The organism is Nannocystis exedens (assembly GCF_002343915.1).
Taxonomy (GTDB): Bacteria; Myxococcota_A; Polyangia; order Nannocystales; family Nannocystaceae; genus Nannocystis; species Nannocystis exedens.
This window is the reverse complement of the sequence record NZ_NETK01000001.1, coordinates 1,788,843-1,812,825: the sequence shown is the minus strand read 5'-3', so window position 1 is coordinate 1,812,825 and position 23,983 is coordinate 1,788,843. Positions and strand designations below refer to the sequence as shown.

General features: G+C 73.0%; 20 protein-coding genes and 3 tRNA genes. 10 read left to right on the top strand and 13 right to left on the bottom strand.

Annotated elements, in window-relative coordinates; translation table 11 throughout:
- Positions 1-3: 3 nt before the first annotated feature.
- Positions 4-570, bottom strand: a complete 567-nt coding sequence (locus NAEX_RS07150; protein WP_096326765.1) for a type 1 glutamine amidotransferase domain-containing protein — start codon at positions 568-570, stop codon at positions 4-6.
- Between the two features lie 495 nt (positions 571-1,065).
- Here NAEX_RS07150 and NAEX_RS07140 point away from each other — a divergent pair, with 495 nt between their 5' ends.
- Positions 1,066-2,682 (top strand): DUF4215 domain-containing protein, encoded by a 1,617-nt coding sequence (locus NAEX_RS07140; RefSeq protein WP_100793168.1) that lies wholly within the window; start codon positions 1,066-1,068, stop codon positions 2,680-2,682.
- A 600-nt stretch (positions 2,683-3,282) separates the two neighbouring features.
- Here NAEX_RS07140 and NAEX_RS54400 read toward each other — a convergent pair.
- Positions 3,283-3,516: a hypothetical protein gene (locus tag NAEX_RS54400; RefSeq protein WP_096326764.1), complete on the bottom strand. Its 234-nt coding sequence runs from the start codon at positions 3,514-3,516 to the stop codon at positions 3,283-3,285.
- A gap of 723 nt (positions 3,517-4,239) precedes the next feature.
- The gene (locus NAEX_RS54395) at positions 4,240-4,491 is read right to left on the bottom strand and encodes a hypothetical protein (protein ID WP_096326763.1); all 252 of its coding nucleotides are present in this window, start codon (positions 4,489-4,491) and stop codon (positions 4,240-4,242) included.
- Positions 4,492-4,541: 50 nt separating this feature from the next.
- Here NAEX_RS54395 and NAEX_RS54390 point away from each other — a divergent pair, with 50 nt between their 5' ends.
- Positions 4,542-5,204 (top strand): UPF0158 family protein, encoded by a 663-nt coding sequence (locus tag NAEX_RS54390; protein WP_143825529.1) that lies wholly within the window; start codon positions 4,542-4,544, stop codon positions 5,202-5,204.
- 182 nt (positions 5,205-5,386) lie between these two features.
- Here the strand turns inward: NAEX_RS54390 and NAEX_RS07120 are convergent, their stop codons facing one another.
- Positions 5,387-6,121 (bottom strand): VOC family protein, encoded by a 735-nt coding sequence (locus NAEX_RS07120; protein WP_096326761.1) that lies wholly within the window; start codon positions 6,119-6,121, stop codon positions 5,387-5,389.
- A gap of 121 nt (positions 6,122-6,242) precedes the next feature.
- On the opposite strand from NAEX_RS07120, the gene NAEX_RS07115 reads away from it, so the two are divergent.
- Together NAEX_RS07115 and NAEX_RS07110 are read left to right on the top strand one after the other, a co-directional pair.
- A complete protein-coding gene (locus tag NAEX_RS07115; protein WP_096326760.1) occupies positions 6,243-6,887 on the top strand; it encodes a hypothetical protein in 645 nt (214 codons plus the stop codon).
- Between the two features lie 151 nt (positions 6,888-7,038).
- Positions 7,039-8,736 (top strand): c-type cytochrome, encoded by a 1,698-nt coding sequence (locus NAEX_RS07110; RefSeq protein WP_143140829.1) that lies wholly within the window; start codon positions 7,039-7,041, stop codon positions 8,734-8,736.
- A gap of 79 nt (positions 8,737-8,815) precedes the next feature.
- Here the strand turns inward: NAEX_RS07110 and NAEX_RS07105 are convergent, their stop codons facing one another.
- Positions 8,816-9,673, bottom strand: a complete 858-nt coding sequence (locus NAEX_RS07105; RefSeq protein WP_096326758.1) for an AraC family transcriptional regulator — start codon at positions 9,671-9,673, stop codon at positions 8,816-8,818.
- 114 nt (positions 9,674-9,787) lie between these two features.
- On the opposite strand from NAEX_RS07105, the gene NAEX_RS07100 reads away from it, so the two are divergent.
- Both NAEX_RS07100 and NAEX_RS07095 read left to right on the top strand, forming a co-directional pair.
- The gene (locus NAEX_RS07100) at positions 9,788-10,684 is read left to right on the top strand and encodes an NAD(P)-binding domain-containing protein (protein ID WP_096326757.1); all 897 of its coding nucleotides are present in this window, start codon (positions 9,788-9,790) and stop codon (positions 10,682-10,684) included.
- Positions 10,681-11,445: an SDR family oxidoreductase gene (locus NAEX_RS07095; RefSeq protein WP_096326756.1), complete on the top strand. Its 765-nt coding sequence runs from the start codon at positions 10,681-10,683 to the stop codon at positions 11,443-11,445. Before NAEX_RS07100 ends, NAEX_RS07095 begins: the two co-directional genes overlap by 4 nt.
- A 92-nt stretch (positions 11,446-11,537) precedes the next feature.
- Here the strand turns inward: NAEX_RS07095 and NAEX_RS07090 are convergent, their stop codons facing one another.
- Entirely contained in the window at positions 11,538-12,167 is a 630-nt protein-coding gene (locus NAEX_RS07090; RefSeq protein WP_143140830.1) for a hypothetical protein, read from the bottom strand.
- Positions 12,168-12,299: 132 nt separating this feature from the next.
- On the opposite strand from NAEX_RS07090, the gene NAEX_RS07080 reads away from it, so the two are divergent.
- Positions 12,300-13,793: an ankyrin repeat domain-containing protein gene (locus NAEX_RS07080; RefSeq protein ID WP_096326753.1), complete on the top strand. Its 1,494-nt coding sequence runs from the start codon at positions 12,300-12,302 to the stop codon at positions 13,791-13,793.
- 57 nt (positions 13,794-13,850) lie between these two features.
- On the opposite strand, the gene NAEX_RS07075 is transcribed toward NAEX_RS07080, so the two are convergent.
- The 5 genes from NAEX_RS07075 to NAEX_RS07055 all read right to left on the bottom strand — a co-directional run bounded on the left by NAEX_RS07075 (position 13,851) and on the right by NAEX_RS07055 (position 16,197).
- Positions 13,851-13,922 (bottom strand) — tRNA-Asn (locus NAEX_RS07075).
- A gap of 13 nt (positions 13,923-13,935) precedes the next feature.
- A tRNA-Glu gene (locus tag NAEX_RS07070) sits at positions 13,936-14,009 on the bottom strand.
- 7 nt (positions 14,010-14,016) lie between these two features.
- Positions 14,017-14,090 (bottom strand) — tRNA-Glu (locus NAEX_RS07065).
- A gap of 373 nt (positions 14,091-14,463) precedes the next feature.
- Positions 14,464-14,940 carry a hypothetical protein gene (locus NAEX_RS07060; protein WP_096326752.1) on the bottom strand — a complete coding sequence of 159 codons (477 nt, stop codon included), beginning with the start codon at positions 14,938-14,940 and terminating at the stop codon, positions 14,464-14,466.
- A gap of 66 nt (positions 14,941-15,006) precedes the next feature.
- Entirely contained in the window at positions 15,007-16,197 is a 1,191-nt protein-coding gene (locus tag NAEX_RS07055; protein ID WP_096326751.1) for a protein kinase family protein, read from the bottom strand.
- 181 nt (positions 16,198-16,378) lie between these two features.
- Here NAEX_RS07055 and NAEX_RS07050 point away from each other — a divergent pair, with 181 nt between their 5' ends.
- The 3 genes from NAEX_RS07050 to NAEX_RS07040 all read left to right on the top strand — a co-directional run bounded on the left by NAEX_RS07050 (position 16,379) and on the right by NAEX_RS07040 (position 21,530).
- Positions 16,379-19,348, top strand: coding sequence for a peroxisomal multifunctional enzyme type 2 (locus tag NAEX_RS07050; protein ID WP_096326750.1), 2,970 nt, complete (start codon positions 16,379-16,381; stop codon positions 19,346-19,348).
- 34 nt (positions 19,349-19,382) lie between these two features.
- The gene (locus NAEX_RS07045) at positions 19,383-20,564 is read left to right on the top strand and encodes a lipid-transfer protein (RefSeq protein ID WP_096326749.1); all 1,182 of its coding nucleotides are present in this window, start codon (positions 19,383-19,385) and stop codon (positions 20,562-20,564) included.
- Between the two features lie 174 nt (positions 20,565-20,738).
- The gene (locus NAEX_RS07040) at positions 20,739-21,530 is read left to right on the top strand and encodes an acyl-CoA thioesterase (protein ID WP_170135523.1); all 792 of its coding nucleotides are present in this window, start codon (positions 20,739-20,741) and stop codon (positions 21,528-21,530) included.
- 136 nt (positions 21,531-21,666) lie between these two features.
- Here the strand turns inward: NAEX_RS07040 and NAEX_RS07035 are convergent, their stop codons facing one another.
- Together NAEX_RS07035 and NAEX_RS07030 are read right to left on the bottom strand one after the other, a co-directional pair.
- Positions 21,667-22,398, bottom strand: coding sequence for an alpha/beta hydrolase (locus NAEX_RS07035; RefSeq protein WP_096333540.1), 732 nt, complete (start codon positions 22,396-22,398; stop codon positions 21,667-21,669).
- Positions 22,399-22,587: 189 nt separating this feature from the next.
- The gene (locus NAEX_RS07030; protein WP_143140832.1) at positions 22,588-23,940 is read right to left on the bottom strand and encodes a DNRLRE domain-containing protein; all 1,353 of its coding nucleotides are present in this window, start codon (positions 23,938-23,940) and stop codon (positions 22,588-22,590) included.
- Positions 23,941-23,983: the final 43 nt, after the last annotated feature.

Here is a 23,983-nt window from a genome sequence, read left to right as displayed (position 1 = left end):
GCCTCAGGCGGCGTGGGTCGCCGGCCCGGCGGCGGCGAACACGTCGAGGAGCGTGCGGACGAACGCGGGGATGTCGTCCGGCTTGCGGCTGGTGACGAGCCCGCGGTCGAGCACGACCTCCTCGTCGACCCAGGTGGCGCCGGCGTTGCGCAGGTCGCTGCGCAGCGACGGCCACGAGGTCAGCTTGCGCCCGCGCACCCCGCCCGACTCGATCAGCGGCCACGGCCCGTGGCAGATGGCGGCGATCGGCTTGTCGCTGGCGACGAAGTGGCGGATGAACTTGATCGCGGCCTCGTCGATCCGCAGCTTGTCGGGATTGATGACACCGCCCGGCAGCAGCAGCGCGTCGAAGTCGACGGCCTTGGCCTCGCTCAGCTCGAGGTCGACCGGGAACCAGTCGCCCCAGTCCTTGAATTCCCACCCGCGCACGCGCTTCGACTCCGGCGAGACCAGCACGGTCTCGGCGCCGGCGGCGTCGAGCGCCTCGCGCGGCTTGACCAGCTCGACCTGCTCGAACCCCGACGCGACCAGGATCGCGACCCTCTTGCCCTGCAGCGGTGTGGCAGCCATTTTAAAAATTTCTCCCGCCCATGGCATGCGCCAGTTCCGGCGCGGCGCAACAGCGGGCGGTGCGCGGCAGGCTCGACCGTCACAGGCCGTGGCCCCGCCTTCCAGATCCCCTCGATGCGCTCGTCGGTGCGCGGGACCTCCTGTTCTCGAGGGTGGAGCTCCGGCGAGCTCGACGATATCGCGGGGGCCGGAGGCGGCGAGGCGCTCGCACGAGCGGGCGTCGCAGCGGGCCCGGCGAGCCGCGGCGGGTACCCATGCGCTGCGCGCGGGGGTCGACGCGACCGGCGAACTCACGGGGCGTTGTCGCCCCGGCGCGACGGATCGGCGACGTCGCAGCGATGGCCGGCGCTGTGGCCATTGGCTCGGCGATCCGCAATGGGGGCATGCATCGGTGTACGCGTATTCGTCGATCCGGCGCCGGGCTCGCGTGACGGGCGCGGTGCGGCTCGCGGCGCGCCGGTTGCCGCGGGCAGGGCCGGCGCGTACCCTCCGCGAATGTCCATTGTCTATCGTTCGACCGCGATCGTCGTCGGCGGGCTGCTGACGGCCTGTCCTTCGCAACCTGTCCCCGGGGACACCGAGGCCGAGACCGACGGCGCGACCGCGACCGCGGCCGGCAGCGAGACCGACCCGACGACGAGCGGCGACCCGCCGACCACCGGCGACCCGACCGAGGCGACGATGACGACGGGCGAGACGACGACCACGACCGGCGAGACGACGACCACCGGCACGACCACCGGCCAGACGACGGGCGAGACGACGACCGAGGGCGTGAGCGCGACCGAGACGACGACGAGCACGACGGGCGAGGAGACGACGAGCACGACGGGCGAGGAGACGACGACGAGCACGACCGGCGAGGACACGTCGACGAGCACCGGGCCGGACACCGGCACCTCGGGTGGCATGCCGACGTGCGGCGACGGGATCGTCCAGCCGGGCGAGGTGTGCGACGACGGCAACGCGGACGACGACGACGGCTGCCTGCCGACCTGCGAGCTCGGCATGGGGGTGCCGCTCGGCCCGCTGGTGATCCCGAAGCCCGCGCAGGCCGACGACCTGCGCTGCATGGCGCCGCTGCCGGGCTGGTTCCTCGACGCGTCGGCGATGATCGTCGGCCGCGCGCTGGCAAACTTCGGGCCCGAGGGCCAGACGGCGTCGCAGCTGTTCGAGGTGTCGCTGCCGGGGGGCGACGATCCTGCGTTGTGGGACATCACCGCGTGGGCCGGCGAGCACGGGCGCGTGCCGCTGCAGGCCCAGGGGATCCAGGGCCACGCGGTGTTCGCCGGGCTGATCGACACCGAGGCGCAGCAGCCGGGCTCGGGCGGTCATCTGTGGCTGACGGGCGTCGGCGGCGACGGGACGACCGAGTTCTCGCAGGAGTTCGCGGACCTGCCGATCGCGGTGACCGACATGACGTGGTCCGGCGGCGACATCGCGCTGGTCGGCAACCACGCGGCCGGGGCGGCCGGGGCCTGGGTGCTCCGCTTCGACGGGGCGGGGGCGTTGATGTGGCAGCACGAGGCGCCGGTCGGGGTCGGCTGGAACATCCGTTACCGCGGCGTGGCGATGGACGACGGCGGCACGATCTACGCCGTCGGCGAGCGCCACGCCGACGACGCGTCCGCCGACCAGGTGTTCCTCGAGGCGCTGACGCCCGAGGGCCTGGTGCTGTGGGAGGTGACGCTGCCGTCGCCGACGCACGCGCACGCGCTGCCGACCGACGTGGTGGTGACCGACCCGACCTCGCTGGCGGTGGCGATGACGCAATTCGCCACGGACGCGCCCGAGGACAGCGTGCTCGGCTACGCGATGTTCGCCGCGGCCGACGGGGCGCAGAAGTGGTGGATGGAGTGGGCGCCGCCCGACGGCTGGGCGGTTCACGCCGGGCCGGTCGACGCCGAACCGTTCGGCGGGATGTTCATCGGGGTCGGCGAGCACGACGGCGACCAGTCGCGCACGCGGGTGTTCCGCGTCGACAAGGACGGGGCGGTGCTGTGGGCGACGAAGCGCCCGGGCGGCGACGTGCGCGACCTGCTGTTCGTCGGCCAGCCCGAGCGGGTCTATGCGCTGACGAAGGACGCGATCTTGCCGTACGAGAGCTGGTGAGCGCGGCGCTCACGGTTCGGGCTCGGGCCATGGCGCGTTCCTGTCGTCTCGGCGACGACGGCGGGCGAGGTCGCCGGTGCGGCGCGCGGTGCAGCGAGAGCGGGTAGCGCCGGGGCAGCGACGGCAGGCGAGGTCGCAGGTGCGGTGCGCGGTGGATCGGGAGGCGCCGGCGCCGGGGCTCGTGCGGAGGGCGATGGACCGGCAGCGAGCGCCGGCGCGGCCGATTTGTGGCGGATCCGACAGCGGTCGTCGGGACGCAGCCGCGTCACCTGGACAGACGCGCCGGCGGTGTGACGCTTGAAATCGCATGACCGCATCGACCCTGTCCGTCCGCGTCATGATCGTCGCCAGCGCGGCGCTCGCCGCCTGTCCGGGCGACCCCGGCGCGTCGATGGCCGAACCGGCCGATTCGGCGACCACCAGCAGCGGCGCGGCCTCGCTCGGCGGCGATGACGACGCCGGAGCGACGAGTGTCGACGTACCTGTCCCCGAAGACAGGCCAGGGGCCGAGCCGCAGACCCGCGTCGAGCGGCTGCTGGCGGCCCTCGACGAGGCGATGTACCGCTGCCCCGAGCGCGCGTGGCCCGACGTGGCGGTCAACTACCGCCAGCGGCAGGTGGTGCTGACGTCGGTGCCCGACAACCTCGCGTGGGTGTGGAACGACCAGAGCGGCGACGGGGCGCCGCCGGTGGTCACGGAGCGCCAGCTCGACGAGCTGCCGCCGGAGTGGACGGCGTACTTCAACGTGAGCGAGCTCGACGGCGTCAAGTCGCTGGGGATCTCGCTCGACCAGACGCAGGCGCAGAACGAATGGTGGCTGAGCCACGGGGGCACGCTGTGGCCCGACTTCGCCGCTTCCTTGATGTTCCACGAGGGCTTCCACTTCCTCAGCGATCAGGACGACTGGAACGAAGGCATGGGCAGCCGCTCGGCGCCCTACCCCGAGCCGTGGGAGCCGCGTTACCTGCGGCGGCAGCTGATCCAGGCGCTGGCGGCGGAGGTGCAGGCGGAGGGCGCCGGCCTGGCCGCGGCGGCGCACTGGTACGGGCGCCTGCAGTCGGAATACGCGGCGGAGATGAAGGCGATCCGCAGCTATGATTGCACCGAGGGCTCGGCCGAATACGTCAGCCTGATCATGAGCGCGATCGCCGAGCTCGGCTGCGACGCGCCCGATTCGGAGGTGCTGGCGCTGGCCCTGTCGCACCTGCCGGACGGGCTGTTCCTCAGCGACGGCGCGCAGTTCGACAGCGACCTCGAGCCCTACGAGCTCGGCGTGGTCGCCGGGCTGTTGTTGCGCCGCGCCGGCGTGGCCGGCTGGGAGCTCGCGGTCGAGCAGGGGGCCGCCCCGGCCGATCAATTGCTGGGCGAGGTGGCTGGCGCGCCGCAGCCCGACGACCCGGCGACGCAGGCGGCAGCCCAGGCGGCGGTGGCCGAGCGCAACAAGTCGGTGGGGGCGCAGATCGAGCCGATGCTGGCCCGCATGAAGGACCCGGCCTACACGCGCGTCGCGGTCCGCTTCGACTGGATCGCCGGGTCGTTCGGGGTCGGCGGGTTCTATTATCTGGCCGCCGACCCGCAGCAATCGGAGGTGCTGCTGAACTTCTCGGCGATGCTGAGCCCGCCGTCGATGGTGACGATCGAGGTCGCCGAGCAGACGGCGCTGGCCGGGGTGGCGACGCCCTGCGCGTTCCCCGAGCCGTACTCGATCGTGCTGACGGTGCCGAACGCGGCGCTGACGGTCGCCCTCGGCGCCGCGACGTCGACCGACGCGAACGTGGCATTCGCCGGCCTCGCGGTCGAACCGACCACGGGCGCCGACAACCTGCCGTGGTTGTGCCCAATCGACGCGGGTGGGGCCAATGCCGCTCCGGCCCCGCCCCCCGACCTGCACACCCTCCGCCACGCCGGCGAGGGCCCCGCCAGGCCTTCGTCCACCCCGAGTCCGCGCGCTAATTTGCGCCCCGGACGGGCGAGTTCGCGCCATTCGGCGCGATCTCGCGCAATTTTGCTTGACGCCGAGCGCGGTTTCGCGCGAACCTCGGGGCATGCGCCTCACGGCCGAAGCCCCCACACCCGACTGGGACTCCTTCGAGTTCGCGCTCGAATGCGCGGACATGGAGCTGCGCTGCTACTACGATACCGTGACGGGGGAGGTCTGCGTCACCGGCCCGTTCGAGGACGACCCCGGCGAGCGCGAGCGGATCGACGCCGATCCCCGGCGCTACCTCGAGATCGATCGCCTGCCCGCGCACGAGCGCTACCAGTGGATGGCGCGCTTCGCCACCGAGGAGGTCGGCGACGCGCTGCTGCGCGAGAAGCTGCTGCGCGCGCTGGAAGGCCGCGGGCCGTTCCGCCGCTTCAAGGACGCGCTGCTGTCGGCGCCGCAGGAGCGCGAGCGATGGTTCGCGTATCAGGCGAACGCGCTGCGCCGGGCGATCGAGCAATGGTTCGCGGCGCGCGACCTGCCGGTCCGCGCCGCGCCGCCGTGGGCCCGGCGCGATGGAGGTTATTTACACAAGTAGCGATGGAAAGCCGCCGCGCCGGCAGCCTGCGCGCGACTATCTTCGATTCACGCGAGCGAGCTGCGTATTCGCGGCTCGCCGAAGAATTCGCGCGGGTCAGGTGAATCGGTCGATCGTGATGAGCACGCCCGGGCGCCGCGTGAGCGCGCGGCCGGACCGAGCGAGGAATCTGCGCGAGGTCGTCAGCTCGGGGCGGCCTCGTGCAGCGCGAAGGCGGCGCCCTGCGGGTCCTCGCACGGGGCCACGCGCGCACCGCCGGGCGCTCGCATCGGCTCGCCGACCGCTCGACCGCCGCCGCTGCGCACGCGGTCGATCGCGGCGTCGAGGTCGTCGACCGCGAAGTGGAACAACCAGTGGGTGTGGATCCCGGGGCGCCGCGCCGCGTCGGACATGCCGCCGACCCCGGGGCCGCCGGGCTGCCACGCGAACTCGTGATAATCGCCGAGCGGCCCGAGGTCGTGCCGTGGGCCCGGCGCCCAGCCGAACATCGATGCATAGACCGCCGCGGCCTGCGCGGGATCGCGGGTGTGTAGATCGCACCAGGCGATCGTCGCGGCCGTCGCGGTCGCGGGCCGCGAGGTGACCGCCAGCACGGCGCCGAGCGGGTCGCGGAGCGGGGCGACGAGGAGGCCTCCACGCGTCTGCGTCGGGCCCAGCGGGCTGGCGCCGAGGGCGACGAATCGCTGCACCGCCGCCGACACGTCGGCGACGGCGACGTGGCCGAGCCAGTGCGCCGGGGCGCCGCGGGCCGCCGCCTGCGCCGGCAACGCGGCGAACTCGCCCAGCTCGGGGCCGTCGGGGCGCAGGCGCCAGCGGGCGTCCCCCGCGGCGACGACGAGGCCGACGGCGTCGACGTAAAACGCTCGCGCGGCGATCGGATCGGTGGTCCTGAGCTCGTACCAGCAGAACGGGTGCATCGCGGTGCTCCTGGGGTCGGCGCGCAGGGTAACAAAAACCGCGGGCCTCGGCGCCGCCCTGCGGTGATTGCCGCCCGGAAGCCCGGTGGTACGAACCTCGACGGGGCGAACGTTCAAGAACATGCGATCACCGAACCTGTCGTGGATGTTCTCATCGCTGCTCGCGCTCGTGAATTGCGGCGAGTCCGCCCCGCGCGGCAATGCCGTGACCGAGGGCACCGTCGTCGCGCGGGCGGCGGACGCGAAGGCCGTGGTCGTCGAGGAGCCCGCGGCGAGGCCGAGCGCCGAGGAGGCGACGGCCGCGGAGGCGGAGCCGGCTGCGGCGACGGAGGCGGACGTCGTGCCGCGAGCGCCCGCGCCGGCGACGGCCGAGGCGGCGGCGCGGCAGCTCGCGGCCTGGCTGGCCGAGCGCGACGCGCCGGTGCCGGCGCTGCTCGACGAGACGTCGGAGATCGAGGTGGCGATGGACTGCGGCGCGTGCGACGGCAGCGAGCGCGGCAAGACGGTCAAGGTGGTCGGCCTCGACGCCCTGATCGCGCTCGACCGTGACCTGCGCAAGGGCGCGATCCTCGGGCTGTGGGACTTCGGCGACCAGATCGACTGCAAGCAGGGCTGTTGCCGCTTCCTCATCGATCCCGAGGTCGGGCTGGAGGAGTACCTGCTCGGCCTCAAGAAGGTCTGCGTGCGCACCGACGAGGGCGGCAAGCCGATCGCCTACACGCGCATCGAGGGCGTCGGCGCCCGGCCCAATCTCGCCGGCAAGTGAGCGCGAGGCCGCGCGCCGACGAGGTGGCCGGAATGTGCCACCGGTTGGCCGATCTTCCGCCATTTTCGCGCCGGGGCCGGCGTGTTAACCCTTCACGGTCCGTATCGAGGAGCGTGTCGTGGTGCGACGGGTCGCTGTGATCATTCCTTTGTTGTCGTCGTTGGCGTGTTCGCGCGGGGCGGTCGATTCGGCCGACGAGGGCCCGCCGGGGCTGCTCGAGGGCATCCGCGAGCGAGCGGGGCGGGTGCTGGCGCAGGACGCTTACGGCGACGGGGCGACCGAGCTGGTCTACCTCGATCAGGGCTGGGGCCCGGCCGAGACGCTGTGGTTCTATCACGCCGATCAGGGCTCGGTGTTGATGCCGTACGATACGCTGATCCACCTCGAGCAGGTCGGCAGCGAGCAGCGGTTCGTCAGCCCCGAGCACATGACGCGGTTCCGCTTCCTCAATCAGTACCCGACGCCGAACAACCCCGACGGGCTGCCGGTCGGGTTCACGCGCCACGACGACCAGGTCGGGTTGACCTGCGCCGCCTGTCACACGTCGCAGATCAACTACCGCGGCACGGCGATCCGCATCGACGGCGCGCCGGCGCTGGCCGACGTGGCCGGCTTCCTGCGCGAGGTCGAGGCGGCGCTGCGGGCGACGCTGGCGGACGAGGCCAAGCTGGCGCGCTTCGCCGCGGCGCGGACCGGGGGCGGCGCCGACGAGGCGGCCCGCGCCGCCGCCCGCACCAGCCTGCAGGCCACGCTCGCCTGGTTCGGCGACTACAACGCCGCCAATCGCTCGACCACGAGCGAGGGCTTCGGCCGCCTCGACGCGATCGGACGGATCGTCAATCAGTCGATCCGCTTCACCAGCGGCCCGCAGAACAGCCTCGAGCCGAACGCGCCGACCAGCTATCCGCTGCTGTGGGACGCGCCGCGGCACGACTATGTGCAATGGATCGGCTTCGCCGCCAACGCCGAGGCCGGCTCGCTCGGCCGCAACGCCGGCGAGGTGATCGGGGTGTTCGGGCGCGTCGAGGTCCGCCGCTACGAGACGGAGAAGGAGGCGCGGCGCGGCTACGCGTCGACGATCGACATGAACGCGCTGGTGGCGATGGAGGAGAGCCTGCGCCGGCTGCAATCGCCGCAGTGGCCGGAGCAGGTGCTGCCGGCGATCGACCGCGGGCTGGCGGAGCGCGGGGCGGAGCTGTACCGGCAGCAGTGCGTGTCCTGCCACGCGCTCCTCGATCGCGCCGACCCGGAGCGCCGGGTGGTCGCGCAGATCACCGGGCTCGACGTCGTCGGCACCGATCCGACCAGCGCGCGCAACGTCGCCGACGCGCGCGTGCCGGCGGGCGTGCTCGAGGGCGCCATCTCGCCGCAGGGCCAGCGCTACGGGGCGAAGCTGACGGCGCTGGCGCTGCTCGGCGACCTGGTCGCGCGCTCGCTGGCGAGGCACCCGGTGGCGGTGGCGCGGGCGATCGCCGACGCGAAGCGGCACGACCTCGAGGAGACGCCGAAGCAGGGCGACCACCCGCGCGACGACGGCGACCCCACGGTGTCGCTGCAGGCCTACAAGGCCCGGCCGCTCAACGGGATCTGGGCGTCGTCGCCGTACCTCCACAACGGCTCGGTGCCGACGCTGCACGACCTGCTGCTGCCGGTCGCGCAGCGGCCGGCGCGGTTCGCCGTCGGCCGCTGGGAGTTCGACCCGAACAAGGTCGGCTACGTGAGCGACGGCGAGGGCCCGTTCGTGGTCGACACCGCGTTGACGGGCAACTCGAACCGCGGCCACGAATACGGGGTCACGCTGCGCGAGGACGACCGCCGGGCGCTGGTGGAGTACTTGAAGACGCTGTGATCCGCCGAATGGCGCGAAGGACATGTCTTCGAGAGCATGTCCTTGGGTGCATCATGCGAGGGCGCCGCGGCTCCGGGCCTCACAGCTCGCGCGCCGGCGAGGCGACCGGCGGGAGCGGCCTCGCCGGGGTCGCGGCGCGGGTGAGCGAGGTCGGCGTGACGCCGAGCACGCGGCGCATGCAGCGGGCCATGTGGCTCTGGTGCGAGAAGCCGACCTCGAGCGCGACCTGGCTGGCGGCCATGCGCCCGCGCAGCAGCAGCGCGCGGGCGCGGTCGACCCGGCGGTGGATCACGTAGGTGTGGACCGGCAGGCCGAGCGAGCGGCGGAACAGGGTCTTGAAGTGCGAGGCGCTGATGCCGGCGACGTCGGCGAGGGTGGCGAGGGACAGGTCGCGATCGAGGTGCTCCTCGATGTAGGCGGTGACGGCCCGGAGCTGCTGCGGGGTCAGGCCGCGCGCGGGGGCCGGCGGCGCGGTGACCGGCCCGAGCAGGCGCACCGCCAGCGCGAGGCCGAGGCTCTCGCCGAACAATGGGCCGCCGGGGTGGCCGGCCGCGCGCTCGGCGTCGAGCGCCCGGACGATGTGCTCGATCTGGGGGTCGCGGATCTGGTGGCGCATGTGCACCTCGAAGCGATCCGGGTCGCGGCCCGTCGCCTCGGCGGCGCGGCGCATCAATGCCGGCGTCAGCGACACGACCAGCGCGGTGCTGACGTCGGCCTGGTGCCATTCGTCGGCGGTGCCGGCGGGGAACACGTCGATCTCGCCGGGGGTGTGGACGAAGCGGTGGTTGCGACATTCCCCGCGCGCCGGCCGGCCGACGTGGACGTGCACGCGGTGGTCGGCGCACGCGGGGAGCGTGGCCAGGCCGGCGGCGAACGTCTCGAGGGCGAGGCGCGGGGCGAGGGGAGGATGGGCCGTGAGCGTCGCGGTCGCGGTCATCGCCGCGATCCTACCCGAAGGCGCGCGGGGCCTGACGCGGGCGGCCGTCCGAACGTGTCCGCGGCGCGTCCGAACGTGCGCGACCGCGGCCGGCGGCGGGCCTATCCCTGGGGCATGCATTCGCACTCCACAACCCACGAGGCCGCTCTGCTCGGCCTGGGAGCGATGGGCGTGGCCCTCGCTCGCGCGGCGGCGAGCCGGGGCCGCCGCCTCACTGTCTGGAATCGCACTTCGGCCAAGGCCGCCCCGCTCGCGGCCGCGGGCGTCCCCGTGGCCGCGAGCGTGGCCGCGGCGGTGGCGGCCAGCCCGGTCGTGATCGTGTGCGTCACCGATTACCCGGCCACCCGGGCGCTGCTCGAGGCGGTCGAGCTCGGCGGCAAGACGCTGGTGCAGCTCAGCACCGGCACGCCGCAGGAGGCGCGCGAGCTGGCCGCGTGGGCGGAGGCCCGCGGCGCCCGCTACCTCGACGGCGCGATCCTGGCGGTGCCGAGCCAGATCGGCGGCCCGAACGCCCACATCATGACCTCGGGCTCGCGCGAGGCGCTGGCGGCCGCGGAGGGCGTGCTCGGCGACATGGCCGCGATCCAGTTCGTCGGCGAGGGGCCGGGCGCCGCCGCGGCGCTCGACCTCGGCGTCCTCTCGACCCTGTTCGGCGCGCTGCTCGGCTTCTACCACGGGGCGCGGCTCATGGAGTCGGAGCAGCTGGGGGTCGACGGCCTGGGCGGGCTGTTGTCGGCGATCGCCCCGACGCTCGGCGAGATGATCCGCATCGACGGCGAAGCGATCCACCACGGCCGCTACGAGGCGCCCGAGGCCTCGCTCGAGATCTGCTGGCGCAGCATGGACCTGCTCGGGCGGCACGCCCGTGAGGCGGGCATCGACGCCAGCTTCCCCGGCTTCGCGGCGGCGATGTTCCACCGCGGGCTCGCGGCCGGCCTCGGCCACGAGGCGCCGGCGGCGATGATCAAGGTGCTGCGGGCCGCGTCGGCCCAGGAAGGGGCGCGGCGATGAGCGCCTACGCGGGCAAGCAGGCGGTGATCGTCGGCGGGACCCACGGGATCGGGCTGGCGACGGCGAAGCTGCTGCTCGCCGGCGGGGCCGAGGTGCTGGTCACCGGCCGCGAGGCGAGCGCGGCGGCGGCGAGGCGCGAGCTCGGCGAGCGCGTGGTGGCCTCGGACATCGCCGACCTCGGGGCGATCGCCGCGCTGGCCGAGCAGGTGCGCGCGCGCCTCGGCGCGATCGACCTGCTGTTCATCAACGCCGGGGTGGCCGAGCTCGAGCCGTTCGATCGCGTCAGCGAGGCGTCCTACGACCGCACGTTCGCGGTCAACACCCGCGGCGCGTTCTTCACCGCGCAGCGGCTGGCGCCGCTGGTGCGCGAGGGCGGGGCGATCGTGTTCACGACCTCGATCGCCAGCATCACCGGCACGCCGGGCATGGCGGTCTACTCGGCCAGCAAGGCGGCCCTCGGCGCGTTCGCCAAGGTGATGGCGGCGGAGCTGCTGCCGCGAGGCGTGCGCGTCAACGCGGTCAGCCCCGGGTTCATCCGCACGCCGACGATGGGCACCGCGAGCAGCACGCCCGAGGAGCGCGCGGCGTTCGAGCGCGAGGGCGACGCGGTCACGCCGATGGGGCGGATCGGCACGCCCGAAGAGGTGGCCCGCGCGGTGCTGTTCCTCGCCTTCGCGGCGACCTTCACCACCGGCACCGAGCTGTACGTCGACGGCGGGCTGGGGCAGCAGATCTCGCCGCCGCAGCAGCATGGGCATTAGGGCATGTGCTCAGGGGCATGTTTGCCGGGGCATGCTCTGAAGAGCATGTCTCATCGAGCATGCCTCGCGCTGCGAGTCGGTGCAGCGGCGGCTCACGGCTTGTCGAGGCAGGCCGCGTCTTCGAGGCAGCCGACGAAGGTCGCGCACTCGAGGTAGTTCGCGCACTCCGCGACCGCCCCGGCGACGCACGGGTCGTCGGCCGCGAAGCAGCCGAAGCACGCCTCCGCCAGCGTGTCGCTGCTGCACAGCGAGTCGAAGCACCCGGGGAAGCACGGGTGGTCGAAGTCCGGGCACACGCAGCCTGCCACGTTCCCGCGGAACACCTCCCAGTCGCCCTGGGTGCCCTGGCAGCACTCGATGCACCCGAACTGCGTCGGCGCGTCCGCGCAGGCGGCGAGCGGGCCGGTGTCGGTCGTGCCCGGCTCGCTCGTGCTCGTCCCCGTCGCGCCCATCGTCAGGTCGTCCGTCGTCGGCTCGCCCGTCGTCACCGTCGACGTGGTCGCGATCCCGGTGGTGGTCGTCGTCGCCGAGGTCGTCACCGGCGCGCTCGAGGTCGAGGTCGAGGTCGAGGTCGTGTCGGGGCCGGTCGTGTCGGGGCCGGGCGCGGTCGTGCCGGTCGTGGTCGCGCTGACGCTGCCGCTCGTCGACAGGCCCGAGGGCGGCGCGTCGGAGAAGCAGGCTGCGGCCGCGAGGAGCAGCAGGAACGGCGATCGGCGGAGCATGCCGCACCCTATCACCGGGCCGCGGGGCGCCGCGATCGGCGAGCCTCGGAGCGCCGCGTGAGGGCTGCTTGCACGCCCCGGGTCGACCGTCGCCGCGCCGCGCGAGGCGCGGGGCTGTGATACAGAGGCTGGGTGCCCATCGAGCCCCAGCTCGCGCTGGTCGAGGCGGCGGCCGACGGCCACCTCGACGCGATCGCGGCGGCGCTGGCCCGCGGCGCCCAGGTCGACGGGGTCGCGCAGCTCAACCGCCACGGGGTGGTCGACCCCAGGACCGCGCTGTACGAGGCGGTGCGGCTCCTGCAGGTCGAGGCGGTGCGGCTCTTGCTGGCGCGCGGGGCCCGGCCGGAGAACACGCCGTCGGCGCTGCTGCGGGCGTCGTTCTGGCGCACGCTGTCGCCGGCGTTCGCGGCCGCGCCGGCCGGCCCGGGCTCGCTGGTGCTCGTCGCGGCGGGGGCCCACGTGTACCACGTCGACGCCGAGGAGCGGTCGCGGCGGACGCTGGCGATCGTGGCGTCGCTGCTGGCCGCGGGCGCCGACGCGACGGCGCGCGACGAGAACGGGGCGACGGCGCTGCACCACGCGGCCCGGGTCGGCAAGCAGGCCGAGGTCGCGCGAGCGCTGCTGGCCGCGGGCGTCGCCGCCGACGCGGTCGATCGCGCCGGCTGGTCGGCGCTCGACCACGCCAGCGACGCCGGCTTCGCCGAGGTGCTGCTCGACGCCGGCGCCGACCCGGACGGCCACGCGCCGGAGGAGGGCCCGCTCGACCGCTTCTTCAGCGGCGCCCGGCTGTCGCGGGTCGAGCACCGCCTCCGCCTGACGGCCCAGGTCGCGGGCCGGCAGATCGACCTCGCGCTGCTGCGGCTGGCTCGCGGGGCGCGGGCGACCCCGGGCGCGCTGTTCTACGCCGCGAGCTGCGGGCGGCCCGAGCTGGTCGAGGCGCTGCTGGCCGCGGGGGCCGATCCGCGCGACAGCGAGCCGAACGGCCACACCTCGGCCCTGACCGCGGCGGTCCGCGCCGGCGATCGGCGGGCCGTGGAGGCGATCGTGACCGCCGGGGCGCCGATCGACGCGTCGGCGTTCTGGGGCACCCGCTCGCGGGCCGGCGCGGCGATCTTCGCCTGGCTGGCGGCGCGCACCGATCGCGCGACGATCTCCGAGGGGCTGGTCTGCACGGCCGGGACCGCGTCGGCGGAGGAGGTCGCCGCGCTGCTCGACGCCGGGGCCGACGTCGAGCACACGCACAACCTCGGCGGGGTCGACGGCTGGACGGCCCTGCACTCGGCCGCGTCGCAGGGCAACGCCGACGCGGTGCGCGTGCTGCTGGCCCGCGGCGCGACCGACCGCCGCGGTCCCGAGGGCAAGACGGCGCTGGCGCTGGCGCGGCGCTCGTCGGCCCCCGACTCGCGCGCCTGCAGCACGCTGCTCGCCGCCGAGGCGCGCCAGAAGTCGCCGCCGCCGCCGCGGGTCGTCGACCCGCTCGCCGTCGGCGAGCGCGTGACCCACGCGAAGTTCGGCCTCGGGACGATCGTCGCCGCTGAGGGCCCGGCGGGCGAGCAGCGCAAGCTGACGATCGACTTCGGCGGGATTCGCCGGGTGCTGCTGGCGAAGTTCGTGGCGCCGGCGTGATCGTCCAATGGTGCGACCCGCGAATCGCATGAGCATGCGATTCGCGGATCTGTCGAGAGGGCCGGGTGGGGATCGAACCCACGACCGATGGATTAACAATCCATCGCTCTCCCGCTGAGCTACCGACCCGGGGGACGCAATGTGCTCTGTAGGGGATTCGAACCCCTGCGGACCTCGGTGAAAGCGAGGTGGCCTTGACCGCTGGCCGAACAGAGCGACGATGCGCGGGCGGAGGGACTCGAACCCTGCGTCTCGGGAGTGAGGTTCCCGGATCCTGGCCAGTTGGACGACGCCCGCGTCTTTTTCTCTCTTTTCAAAAAGAGAGGGAGGAGATTCTCCTGCGCGGGCCCATCACTCTCAAACCCCGCGCAGGACCCGCTCCAGCTCCCGTTCCTCTTCGAGGAAGCGGAAGCGAGCAGGATTGCTCGAATTGGGATTGAGGCGCGACATGACGATCCGGAGTATCCGCGATGTTCGGGGCGGCGTCAAGTCCATGCATCGTGGTGCGAGACACAATTCGTGGGAGGGCAGAACCGCGCGAGGTGTGGACATTCCGGCTCGCGGTCCGGTGCCGACGGGGGCTCGCAAATTGGCGGGCAGCTCGGGCCGGTCGCGCCATTGGGTGCGGAGGCGGTCGTACCCTGACGTGGTGGGCGGTCCAGCCGCTCGTTCACTGCTCGCCGGGTGGGTCGAAGGCGTCGGCGATGCAGGCGTCGGCCGCGGCGAGGAGGCGCTGGCGTGTGGCCTCGGTCGGGGGTGCCGTCGCCGGGAAGTCGAGCTCGGCGCGGGTGATGCCGTCCTCTCGGCGCCAGCGGACGCGCGCGGCCACCTCCTCGCGGCGCCAGCCGCTCGCGTGCTCGTCGGCCAGCGGCAGGTGCTTGCGATCGATCTGCAGCACGGGAGCCTCCGGTGAGGGGCCGCGCAGCGTCACCACGTGGTACGTGAAGTTGTCGCCGTGCAGCTCCGCGAAGCTCACCGGGGCGTCCGCGAGCCGCGAGTCGCCGGCCTCGGCCGCGGCCGACCACACGCGCCGGCCGCAGCGCTCCTGCCACGGGCTCGTGGCATCGGTCGTGTCGAGCGGCGGCACGGGCCGCGCCGCGGTGCAGGCGGCGACGATGACGAGCAGGCAGGGGGCGATCCGGGGCATGTTCTTCGGGAAATGTCGGAAAGGATACGTTCTTCAGAACATGCCCAGGAGGGCATGTCCTTGGGTTCAGACCACGAGCTCGCGGAACACGTGCGGCCCGTAGACAATCTCGCGGATCCGCTCGAGCTCGGCGTACATGTCCCAGGCGTCCTGGGCCCGCTGCAGCCGGCTCGGGCGGGCCAGGTAGCGGACGAAGCGCTGGAGCGGCTCCGGCACGTGCGCCGGCAGGTCGAGGCTCAGCGGGTCGCCGCCGAGCAGGAACGCCAGCGTGCGGCCGACCGACAGCAGGTCGGCCGCGGGGGTCGGCGGGCCGCGCTGGGCCACCTCGGGGGCGCTGTACTCGTCGTGGACGGCGCGGAAGCCCTGACCGGTGCGGGCCGGCTCGACGATCGCGTAGCACCAGTCGACGAGCACGACCCGGTGGTCGCGCGGGCGCACGATCAGGTGCGCCGGCTCGATGTTGCCGTGCAAGACGCCGAGGTCGTGCGCGTGGCCGAGGGCGCTCAGCGTGCGGCGGGCGATCCGGAGGACGTGCTCGGGCGGGACGCCCGCGGGCAGGCGGGCGCGCAGGGCCGCGCCGTCGAGGCCCTCGACGAGGCCGAGCAGGTTGCCGGCGCGGCCGTCGTCGGTGAAGAACCGGCCGTGCAGGCGCGGCAGCAGGTCGCGCTGGCGGGCCTCGCCGGCGTGCAGTCGCTGCAGCACCTCGGCCTCGTTGAACAGCAGGTCGTTGTCGGCGGCCGCGAGCGCGACCTTGGCGACGCACGGATCGCCGTCCTCGCCCGGCGCGCGCCAGAGGGCGGCGAGGTCGCCGTCGCCGAGGTGCTCGGCGAATTCGCGGGTCACGCCCGCGACCTCGACCCGCAGACCGGCCGGCGGAGGGGCCGCCGCTCGGCAAGGCCCCGGGTCCGCAGACGTGTGCGTCGGGGCGTTCGCGGGGGGACGATCCTGCTGCAGCGTCGCAGTGTCGGACTGCAGCGATGCAGGCGGGGCAGGCGGCAGGTCCTGCAGCCGCTGCAGCGCGGCGGCGTGGAGCTGGTGGAGCTCGCGCTGCAGCTCCTTGGCCAGGTCCTGCGCGCCGGGGTTGCCGCCGTAGCGCTCGGGCGCGGCGACGGCGAGCCAGCGGCGCAGCTCGTCGGCGAGAGCCCGCGCGAGCGCCGGGCCCTGCAGCGAGCGGTCGCGCAGCGACATGAACACGGCTTCGGGTCCGCCGCCGCGTGCCAGCAGGTCTCGCAAGCGTCGCAGCTCGTCCGTCCGCATCGCCGGCGAGCGTATCACAAGGGCGGCGGAGGGCGGGCTCAGGGGGCCCTCAGCCGCCCCCTGCGAGCGCGCGCGGCTGCCCGTCGCAGCTCGGAGGGACGTCACGGATCGGCGGTTCGTCCGCGGCCCGGGGCGGGCGGTTGACGCCGCACGCGCGGCTCGATATGCCGCGTGTGCCATCATGTCCAACGAGCTTCGCTACGACGGAAGAGTCGCCATCATCACCGGGGCCGGCAACGGGCTCGGTCGCGCCCACGCCCTCCTGTTCGCCTCGCGAGGCGCCAAGGTCGTCGTCAACGACCTCGGCGGCAGCACGCGCGGCGAAGGCCAGAGCTCGGCCGCCGCCGACAAGGTGGTCGAGGAGATCCGCGCCGCGGGCGGCGAGGCGGTCGCCAACTACGACAGCGTCGAGGACGGCGCCAAGATCGTGCAGACGGCGATCGACGCGTTCGGCCGCGTCGACATCGTCGTCAACAACGCCGGCATCCTCCGCGACGTGTCGTTCCACAAGATGACGGACGGCGACTGGGACATCATCCAGCGGGTCCACGTCAACGGCGCGTTCAAGGTGACGCACGCCGCGTGGCCGAAGATGCGCGACCAGGGCTACGGCCGCATCATCTTCACGGCCAGCGCCGCCGGCATCTACGGCAACTTCGGCCAGGCCAACTACAGCGCCGCCAAGCTGGCGCTGGTCGGCTTCAGCAACACGCTCGCGCTCGAGGGCCGCAAGTACAACGTCCGCGCCAACACGATCGCGCCGATCGCCGGCTCGCGCATGACCGAGACGATCCTGCCGAAGGAGCTCATCGACGCGCTGCGGCCCGAGTACGTCAGCCCACTGGTCGCGTGGCTGTCGCACGAGTCGTGCGAGGAGTCCGGCGGCCTGTTCGAGGTCGGCGGCGGCTTCTTCAGCAAGCTCCGCTGGGAGCGCACGCAGGGCCACACCGTCCGCCTCGGCCGGGCGATCACGCCCGAGCTCGTCAAGTCGAAGTGGAGCACGATCGTCGACTTCGCCAAGGCCACCCACCCGGCCGACGTCGCCGCCGCGCTGCAGCCGGTGATGGACAACGTCAACGCCGGCCCCAGCAAGGGCGGCAACGAGCTCGTCGACGTCGACCAGGCGCTCGGCTACGAGATGCCGAAGGTCACCACCGAGTACGACGAGCGCGACCTGTCGATGTACGCGCTCGGCGTCGGCGCGGCCGCCGACCCGCTCGACGACACCGAGCTGCGCTACGTCTACGAGATGCACGGCAAGGGCTTCTGGCCGCTGCCGACCTTCGCCGTGATCCCGGCCCAGACCGGCATCATGCAGGCGTTCAAGGACGGCCACACCGCGCCCGGCTTCAACTTCGGCCTCGACCGCCTGCTCCACGGCGAGCAGTACACCGAGCTCAAGCGCCCGCTGCCGCCGCGCGCCAAGCTGACCCATCGGACATGGGTGAAGGACATCTTCGACAAGGGCAAGAACGCGTTCATCGTGTTCGCCACCGAGAGCGCCGACGAGTCCGGCGAGGTCATCGCCTACAACGAGCTCGGCGCGGTCATCCGCGGCGCCGGCGGCTGGGGCGGCGACCGCGGCCCGTCGGGTGACAGCAACACCCCGCCCGACCGCGAGCCCGACGCCGTGGCCGAGGAGCAGATCCGGCCCAACCAGGCGCTCCTCTACCGCCTCTCGGGCGACTGGAACCCGCTCCACGTCGACCCCGCGTTCGCCGGCGCGTTCGGGTTCCCCAAGCCGATCCTCCACGGCCTGTGCACCCTCGGCGTGGCCGCCCGCCACGTGATCAAGCACTTCGCCGGCGGCGACCCGCGCAAGTTCAAGAGCATCAAGGTCCGCTTCAGCGAGAGCGTGTTCCCCGGCGAGACGCTGATCACCGAGATGTGGAAGGAGTCGGAGGGCCGCGTCGTCCTCCGCTGCAAGCTGAAGGAGCGCGACAAGGTGGTGCTGTCGCAGGCGGCGATCGAGTTCTACTCGGAGATCCCGCAGCCGAAGCCGAAGGCCAAGCCGGCGGCCGCGAGCGCGAGCGCCGAGGTCACGCCGACCAGCGCCGACGTGTTCACCGCGATCGACCAGTTCCTCGGCAAGAACCCCGACCTGGCCAAGAAGGCAGGTGTGGTGTTCCAGTTCAAGCTGAAGGACCCCGAGAGCACGTGGACGCTCGACCTCAAGCACGGCAAGCTCGCGGCCGGCGAGGCGGCCACGCCCGAGTGCACGCTCGAGCTGAGCGACGCCGACTTCATGGCCATGTGCTCCGGCAAGGCCGACCCGCAGAAGCTCTACATGAGCGGGAAGATGAAGATCGGCGGCAACCTGATGGCGTCGACCAAGCTCAACTTCCTGACCAAGCTCGACCCGGCCACGGTGATGGCGGCCGCGCGGGCGCGGGCCGGCGCGGGCGGCGGTGGTGCGGCCGCGGCCGCGCCGGAGGCCCCGGCGGCGCCGACCAGCGCCGACTACATGGCGGCGATCGGCGAGTTCGTGGCCGGCAACGCCGAGCTGCCGGGCAAGGTCGCCACGGTGTTCCAGTTCCGCCTCAAGAACCCCGACTCGAGCTACGTGTTCGACCTCAAGTCGAACCCGGGCAAGGTCTACGCCGGCGAGGTCGAGGGGGTGAACTGCACGCTCGAGCTGTCCGACAGCGACTTCATCCTCATGACCACCGGCAAGGCCGATCCGCAGAAGCTGTTCGGCGAGGGCAAGCTGAAGATCAGCGGCGACCTGATGGCGTCGATGAAGCTCGGCTTCCTCAAGAAGATCGACATGAGCAAGGTGAAGCCCGGCAGCGCGCCCAAGGCGGCCGCGCCCGCGGCGGCGGCGGCTCCCCGGGCCGCGCAGGCGGCGGCGGTGCTCGACCAGGCGGCCGCGAAGCTGGCGGGCGTCCAGTCGGCCCAGGAGGTCACGATCGAGCTGCGCGTGAAGAGCCCCGACGCGGTGTTCTTCCTGCAGATCGGGCCGCAGGGCGGCAAGCTGGTCGACAAGGCCGCGGGGCCGGCGACCACGACCATCACGGTGGCCGACGAGGACCTGGCCGCGCTCGCGCAGGGCAAGGCCAAGCTCGTCACCCTCTACCAGCGCGGCAAGCTGCGCGTCGACGGCGACGTCGCGGCGGCGCACCTGCTCGCGGCGCTCGAGCCCAGCAACTGACGGACGAACGGAACCAAGCGGAGGAATCCCAGCCATGAGCAACAAAGTCAACGTGATCGGCGTCGGCATGGTGAAGTTCGCCAAGCCCGGCGCGAGCGACGATTACCACGTGATGGCGGCCAACGCGGCCCGCACGGCGCTGCAGGACGCGGGCGTCGACTACAAGGACGTCGACCAGGCGTTCGCCGGCTACGTCTACGGCGACAGCACCTGCGGCCAGCGGGCGGTCTACGAGCTCGGCCTGACCGGCATCCCGGTCGTCAACGTCAACAACAACTGCTCGACCGGGTCGACCGCGCTGTGGCTCGGCCGCCAGGCGATCCTCGCCGGCGAGGCCGAGTGCGTGCTGGTCGTCGGCTTCGAGCAGATGGAGAAGGGCGCGCTCGGCAGCAAGTTCAACGACCGGCCGACGCCGCTCGACAACTTCGCCGGCACGATGGACCGCCTGCAGGGCTTCAACCAGGCCCCGCCGGCGGCGCAGATGTTCGGCGGCGCCGGCCGCGAGTACCGCTGGAAGTACGGCACCCGCCGCGAGACGTTCGCCAAGGTGTCGGAGAAGGCGCGCAAGCACGCGAATCGCAACCCGTACGCGCTGTTCAGCGACCTCCTCAGCGTCGAGGAGATCCTCGCCTCGCCCGAGGTGTTCGACCCGCTGACCCGCTACCAGTGCTGCCCGCCGACCTGCGGCGCGGCGGCGGCGGTGCTGTGCTCCGACGCGTTCGCCAAGAAGAAGGGGATCTCGAGCTCGGTCTACATCGCCGCCCAGGCGATGCGCACCGACTTCCCGAGCACGTTCGAAGAGAACAGCATGATCAAGATGGTCGGCTACGACATGGCCAAGAAGACCGCCGAGGCGGTCTACGAGAAGGCCGGCCTCGGCCCGCAGGACGTCCAGGTCGTCGAGCTGCACGACTGCTTCACCGCCAACGAGCTGCTGACCTACGAGGCGCTCGGCCTGTGCCCCGAGGGCGGCGCCGAGAAGTTCGTGTGGGACGGCGACAACACCTACGGCGGCAAGTACGTCACCAACCCGTCCGGCGGCCTGCTGTCGAAGGGCCACCCGCTCGGCGCGACCGGCCTCGCGCAGTGCACCGAGCTGGTGTGGCAGCTCCGCGGCCAGGCCGACAAGCGCCAGGTCGAGGGCGCCAAGGTCGCCCTGCAGCACAACCTCGGCCTCGGCGGCGCCTGCGTGGTGACGATGTACCGCCGCGACTGAGCTGCCTGCAAGGGCATGTCGGATAGGGCATGGCGCGTGGGACAGGTCCGAAAGGACCTGACCCTCGCGCCATGTGCTTTACGCGGCGCGCCGGTGCGCGACGGGCGGGCCCCGACGCGGCGACTCACGAGCGGGCAGCGGGCGAGGCGGGCGGCATTTGCTAAGGTCGCGGCGATGTCCGACCTCGACGCCCTCCTCGCGCTCACCCCCACGGGCACCGGCCAGCTGCGCGCCGAGGTGCCCGACGGCTGGCAGCAGGGCCGCGGGGCGTTCGGCGGGCTCGTCATCGGCCTGCTCGTCCGCGCGGCGGCGGCGGTGGCGGCCGACCCGACGCGGCCGCTGCGGTCGCTCAGCGCCGAGCTGTGCGGGCCGACGCAACCTGGCCCGGCGGACATCTTCGTCGACGCCCTGCGCACCGGCACCGGGGTGACGACCCTGGCGGTCCGCCTGGTCCAGGCCGGCGAGGTCCAGGCCCACGCGGTCGCCGTGCACGCGCGCACCCGCGACGCGAGCCTGCAGTGGACCGAGCTGCGCCCGCCGGAGTTCGTGCCGCCGACCGGGCTGCCGCTCGGCACGCCGGACGAGGCGCCGGTGTTCGCCCGGCACTGCGAGTTCCGCCCGGTCCACGCGCCGCTGTTCACCGGCGGCGACGAGGCGCGGGCCGAGGGCTGGTTCCGCTTCAAGCGGCCGCCCACGGTGCGCGACGCGGCCTACCTGGCGATGCTGTGCGACGGCTGGTGGCCGGCCGCGTTCTCGCGCCTGACCACGCCGCGGCCGACGGCGACGCTGACGTACACGTTCCAGCCGCTGGCCGACGTGTCGCAGCTCGACCCGGAGCAGCCGGTGTACCACCGCGCCCGCGCGGTGGCGATGCGCTCGGGGTATTCGGTCGAGTTCCGCGAGCTCTGGTCCCCCGCGGGGGAGCTGCTGGCGCTCAACCAGCAGACGTTCGCGGTGATCCGCTGAGGCGGGTGAGCCGGGGCGAGCCCGCGCGACGGGCATGCTCCAAGGAGCATGCCCTGGCAGGCATGCTCCTTGAGACATGACTCCTCGTACATGCGCGATCGAGCATGCCCCTCCAGGCTGGTTCTTCCGACGCGGCTCAGGCGAACAGGAACTCGAGCGCGCCCGGGGCGCGGCGGCGCCAGGCGCTCTCGTGGTGCACGGCGCCGGGGTCGAACACCCAGCGCAGCTTGTCGGGGCCGTAGCCGCGGCCGCGCAGCAGCTTGACCATGCGCTCCGTGGACGGGCGGACGCGCGGCTCGTTGCCGCCGGCGTCGAGGTAGAGGCGCGACACCGGCGGGTTTTTCCGCTCGGACACGAACTTCAGCATCTTCTCGCGCGCGACCCAGAACGACGGCGACATGCACAGCGCCGCGCCGAACACGTCGGGGCGGTGCCAGTGGGCGTACAGCGCGGCCAGGCCGCCCAGCGAGGAGCCGCCGACGGCCGTGCCGGCGAGGTCGTGGCGCACGTCGAAGGCGCGGCGGATCTGCGGCTGCAGCTCGTCGACGATCCAGCGCACCAGGTGCGGCGCCTGGCCGCGCTGGCGCATCCGGAACGGCGACAGCTCGCGCATGCGGTGGATCCCGCCGTGGTCGATGCCGACGATCAACGGCGCCGTCCCGCCGCGCGCGCACAGGTCGCGCGCGGCGTGGTGAAGATACCAGCCGCCGCTGTGCGAGGGCTCGTCCTCAAAAATGTTCTGGCCGTCGAACATGTAGAGCACCGGCGGCGGCGCGCCGGTGTCCGGCGGGACGTACACGCGGACGGGCCGGGCCCCCTTGAGCCAGGGGATCTGGAACACCCCGAAGATGTGGATGCGGTCGTGCACGCTGGCGCGCGGAGGATAGCAGCCCGGCACGTCGCGTGGGCCCGGACGTGACTTCGCCGACGCGGGCCGCGGGCCCTTGACGCGCGCGCTACACTCTCGACCGCGAAGGCTCGTGGTCGATCGCCTGGCCCTTCGGGCATGCCTTCAAAGACATGCCTGAAGGAGCATCCTCGAGGCCCGCGGCCGCGGTCACGGCGCGTCGTAGGTGACGACCAGCTCGATCCCCGCGCCCGCGGTCGAGAAGTCGAGGCCGTTTTCGGCGATGAAGTTGAGGAAGGCGAGGCCGAAGTTGGTCGCCGGGGCGGCGCGCCAGCCCGCGACGAGGCTGGGCGGGAGGGTGATGATCCGCTCGCCGGTCGACAGGGCGTTGACCACGGTCAGCGGCTCGTCGGCGAAGTCGTTGATGCCGAACTCGCCGCCGACCACCCCGCCCGGGGTCGCCCAGTCGCCCGCGACGGCGCCGTTGCGGTCCTCCCAGGTCGCGCCGAGCTCGGTCCAGTCGGTCTCCAGGACGTGCAGGCCGTAGCGCTCGGGCGTGGTGTTGGTGACGTTGGTGTCGAGGTGGGCGGCGCGGATCGTCGCGCCGGCGGGGATGCCGGCGACGTCCCAGCGCGCCAGACACACCTGCTCGAGCGTGGTGCTGTTGTTTTCGCCGGAGGCGCCGTCCATGCGACACTCCGCGCTGTTGCCGAAGTTGGTGTTGCGGTTCGCCTCCTCGAGGGTCGTCTCGATCGAGGCGAAGCTGACGGTGTTGCGCGTGACGCCCATGGCAGGCGGGGCGAGGTTGGCGTCGAGCTCGAGCGCGAACGAGACGTCGGGGTTGGAGTCGGAGCGCTGGTGGACCTCGACGGCGATCAGGTTGGTGCCGGCGACGAGGAGGTTGCCGATGCCCGAGAACACGAAGAAGCGGTCCTCGTCGCTGCCGTCGACCGTGGTCGAGGCGACGGTCGTCGGGCCGAAGGTCGCCGGCATGTTGCTGCGCACGACCTGGGTGCCGTTGATATAGACGACCGCGCCGTCGTCGCGGAGCAGGCGGACGACGAGCGTGCTGTAGAGGGAAGGATTTTGGACCGTGAACTCGTGGCGGAAGTACTGGGTGATGCACTTGTCGTCCTCGTCGTCGCCGAACGGAATGACCGTGCGCTCGTCGCCGTCGCCGTAGCCGAGCTCGGCGAAGCCCGAGGCCCAGCCGGCGGCCACGCTGTCGTCGAAGCCGGTCGAGGTCCGCCAGGCGGTACCGCCGGCCGGCACCCGGCATTCGTCCCCCGAGCCCTCGCTCGGCTGTACGAGGTAGGTCCACGCGGCCGTCGGCGACACGAGCAGCGCCTGCGGGAACGGGGGCGGACCCTCGACCGCGGGGTCGTCGGCCTCGAGGTCGGTGAGCGCGTGATCGGCAGGGTCGAATTCATCGCTCCCCTCGGCGTCGGCCAGCACGTCGGCGGCCTCCTCGGAGACGCCGTCGGCGGGGTCGAGCCCGTCACAGGCGAGGGGGGCGAAGACCGCGAGCGTGGACAATAGCGATACGAACGATTTGCGTGACATCGTGCTACTCCTGCCAGCAGGAATAAGTGCTGGCTCACCGGAG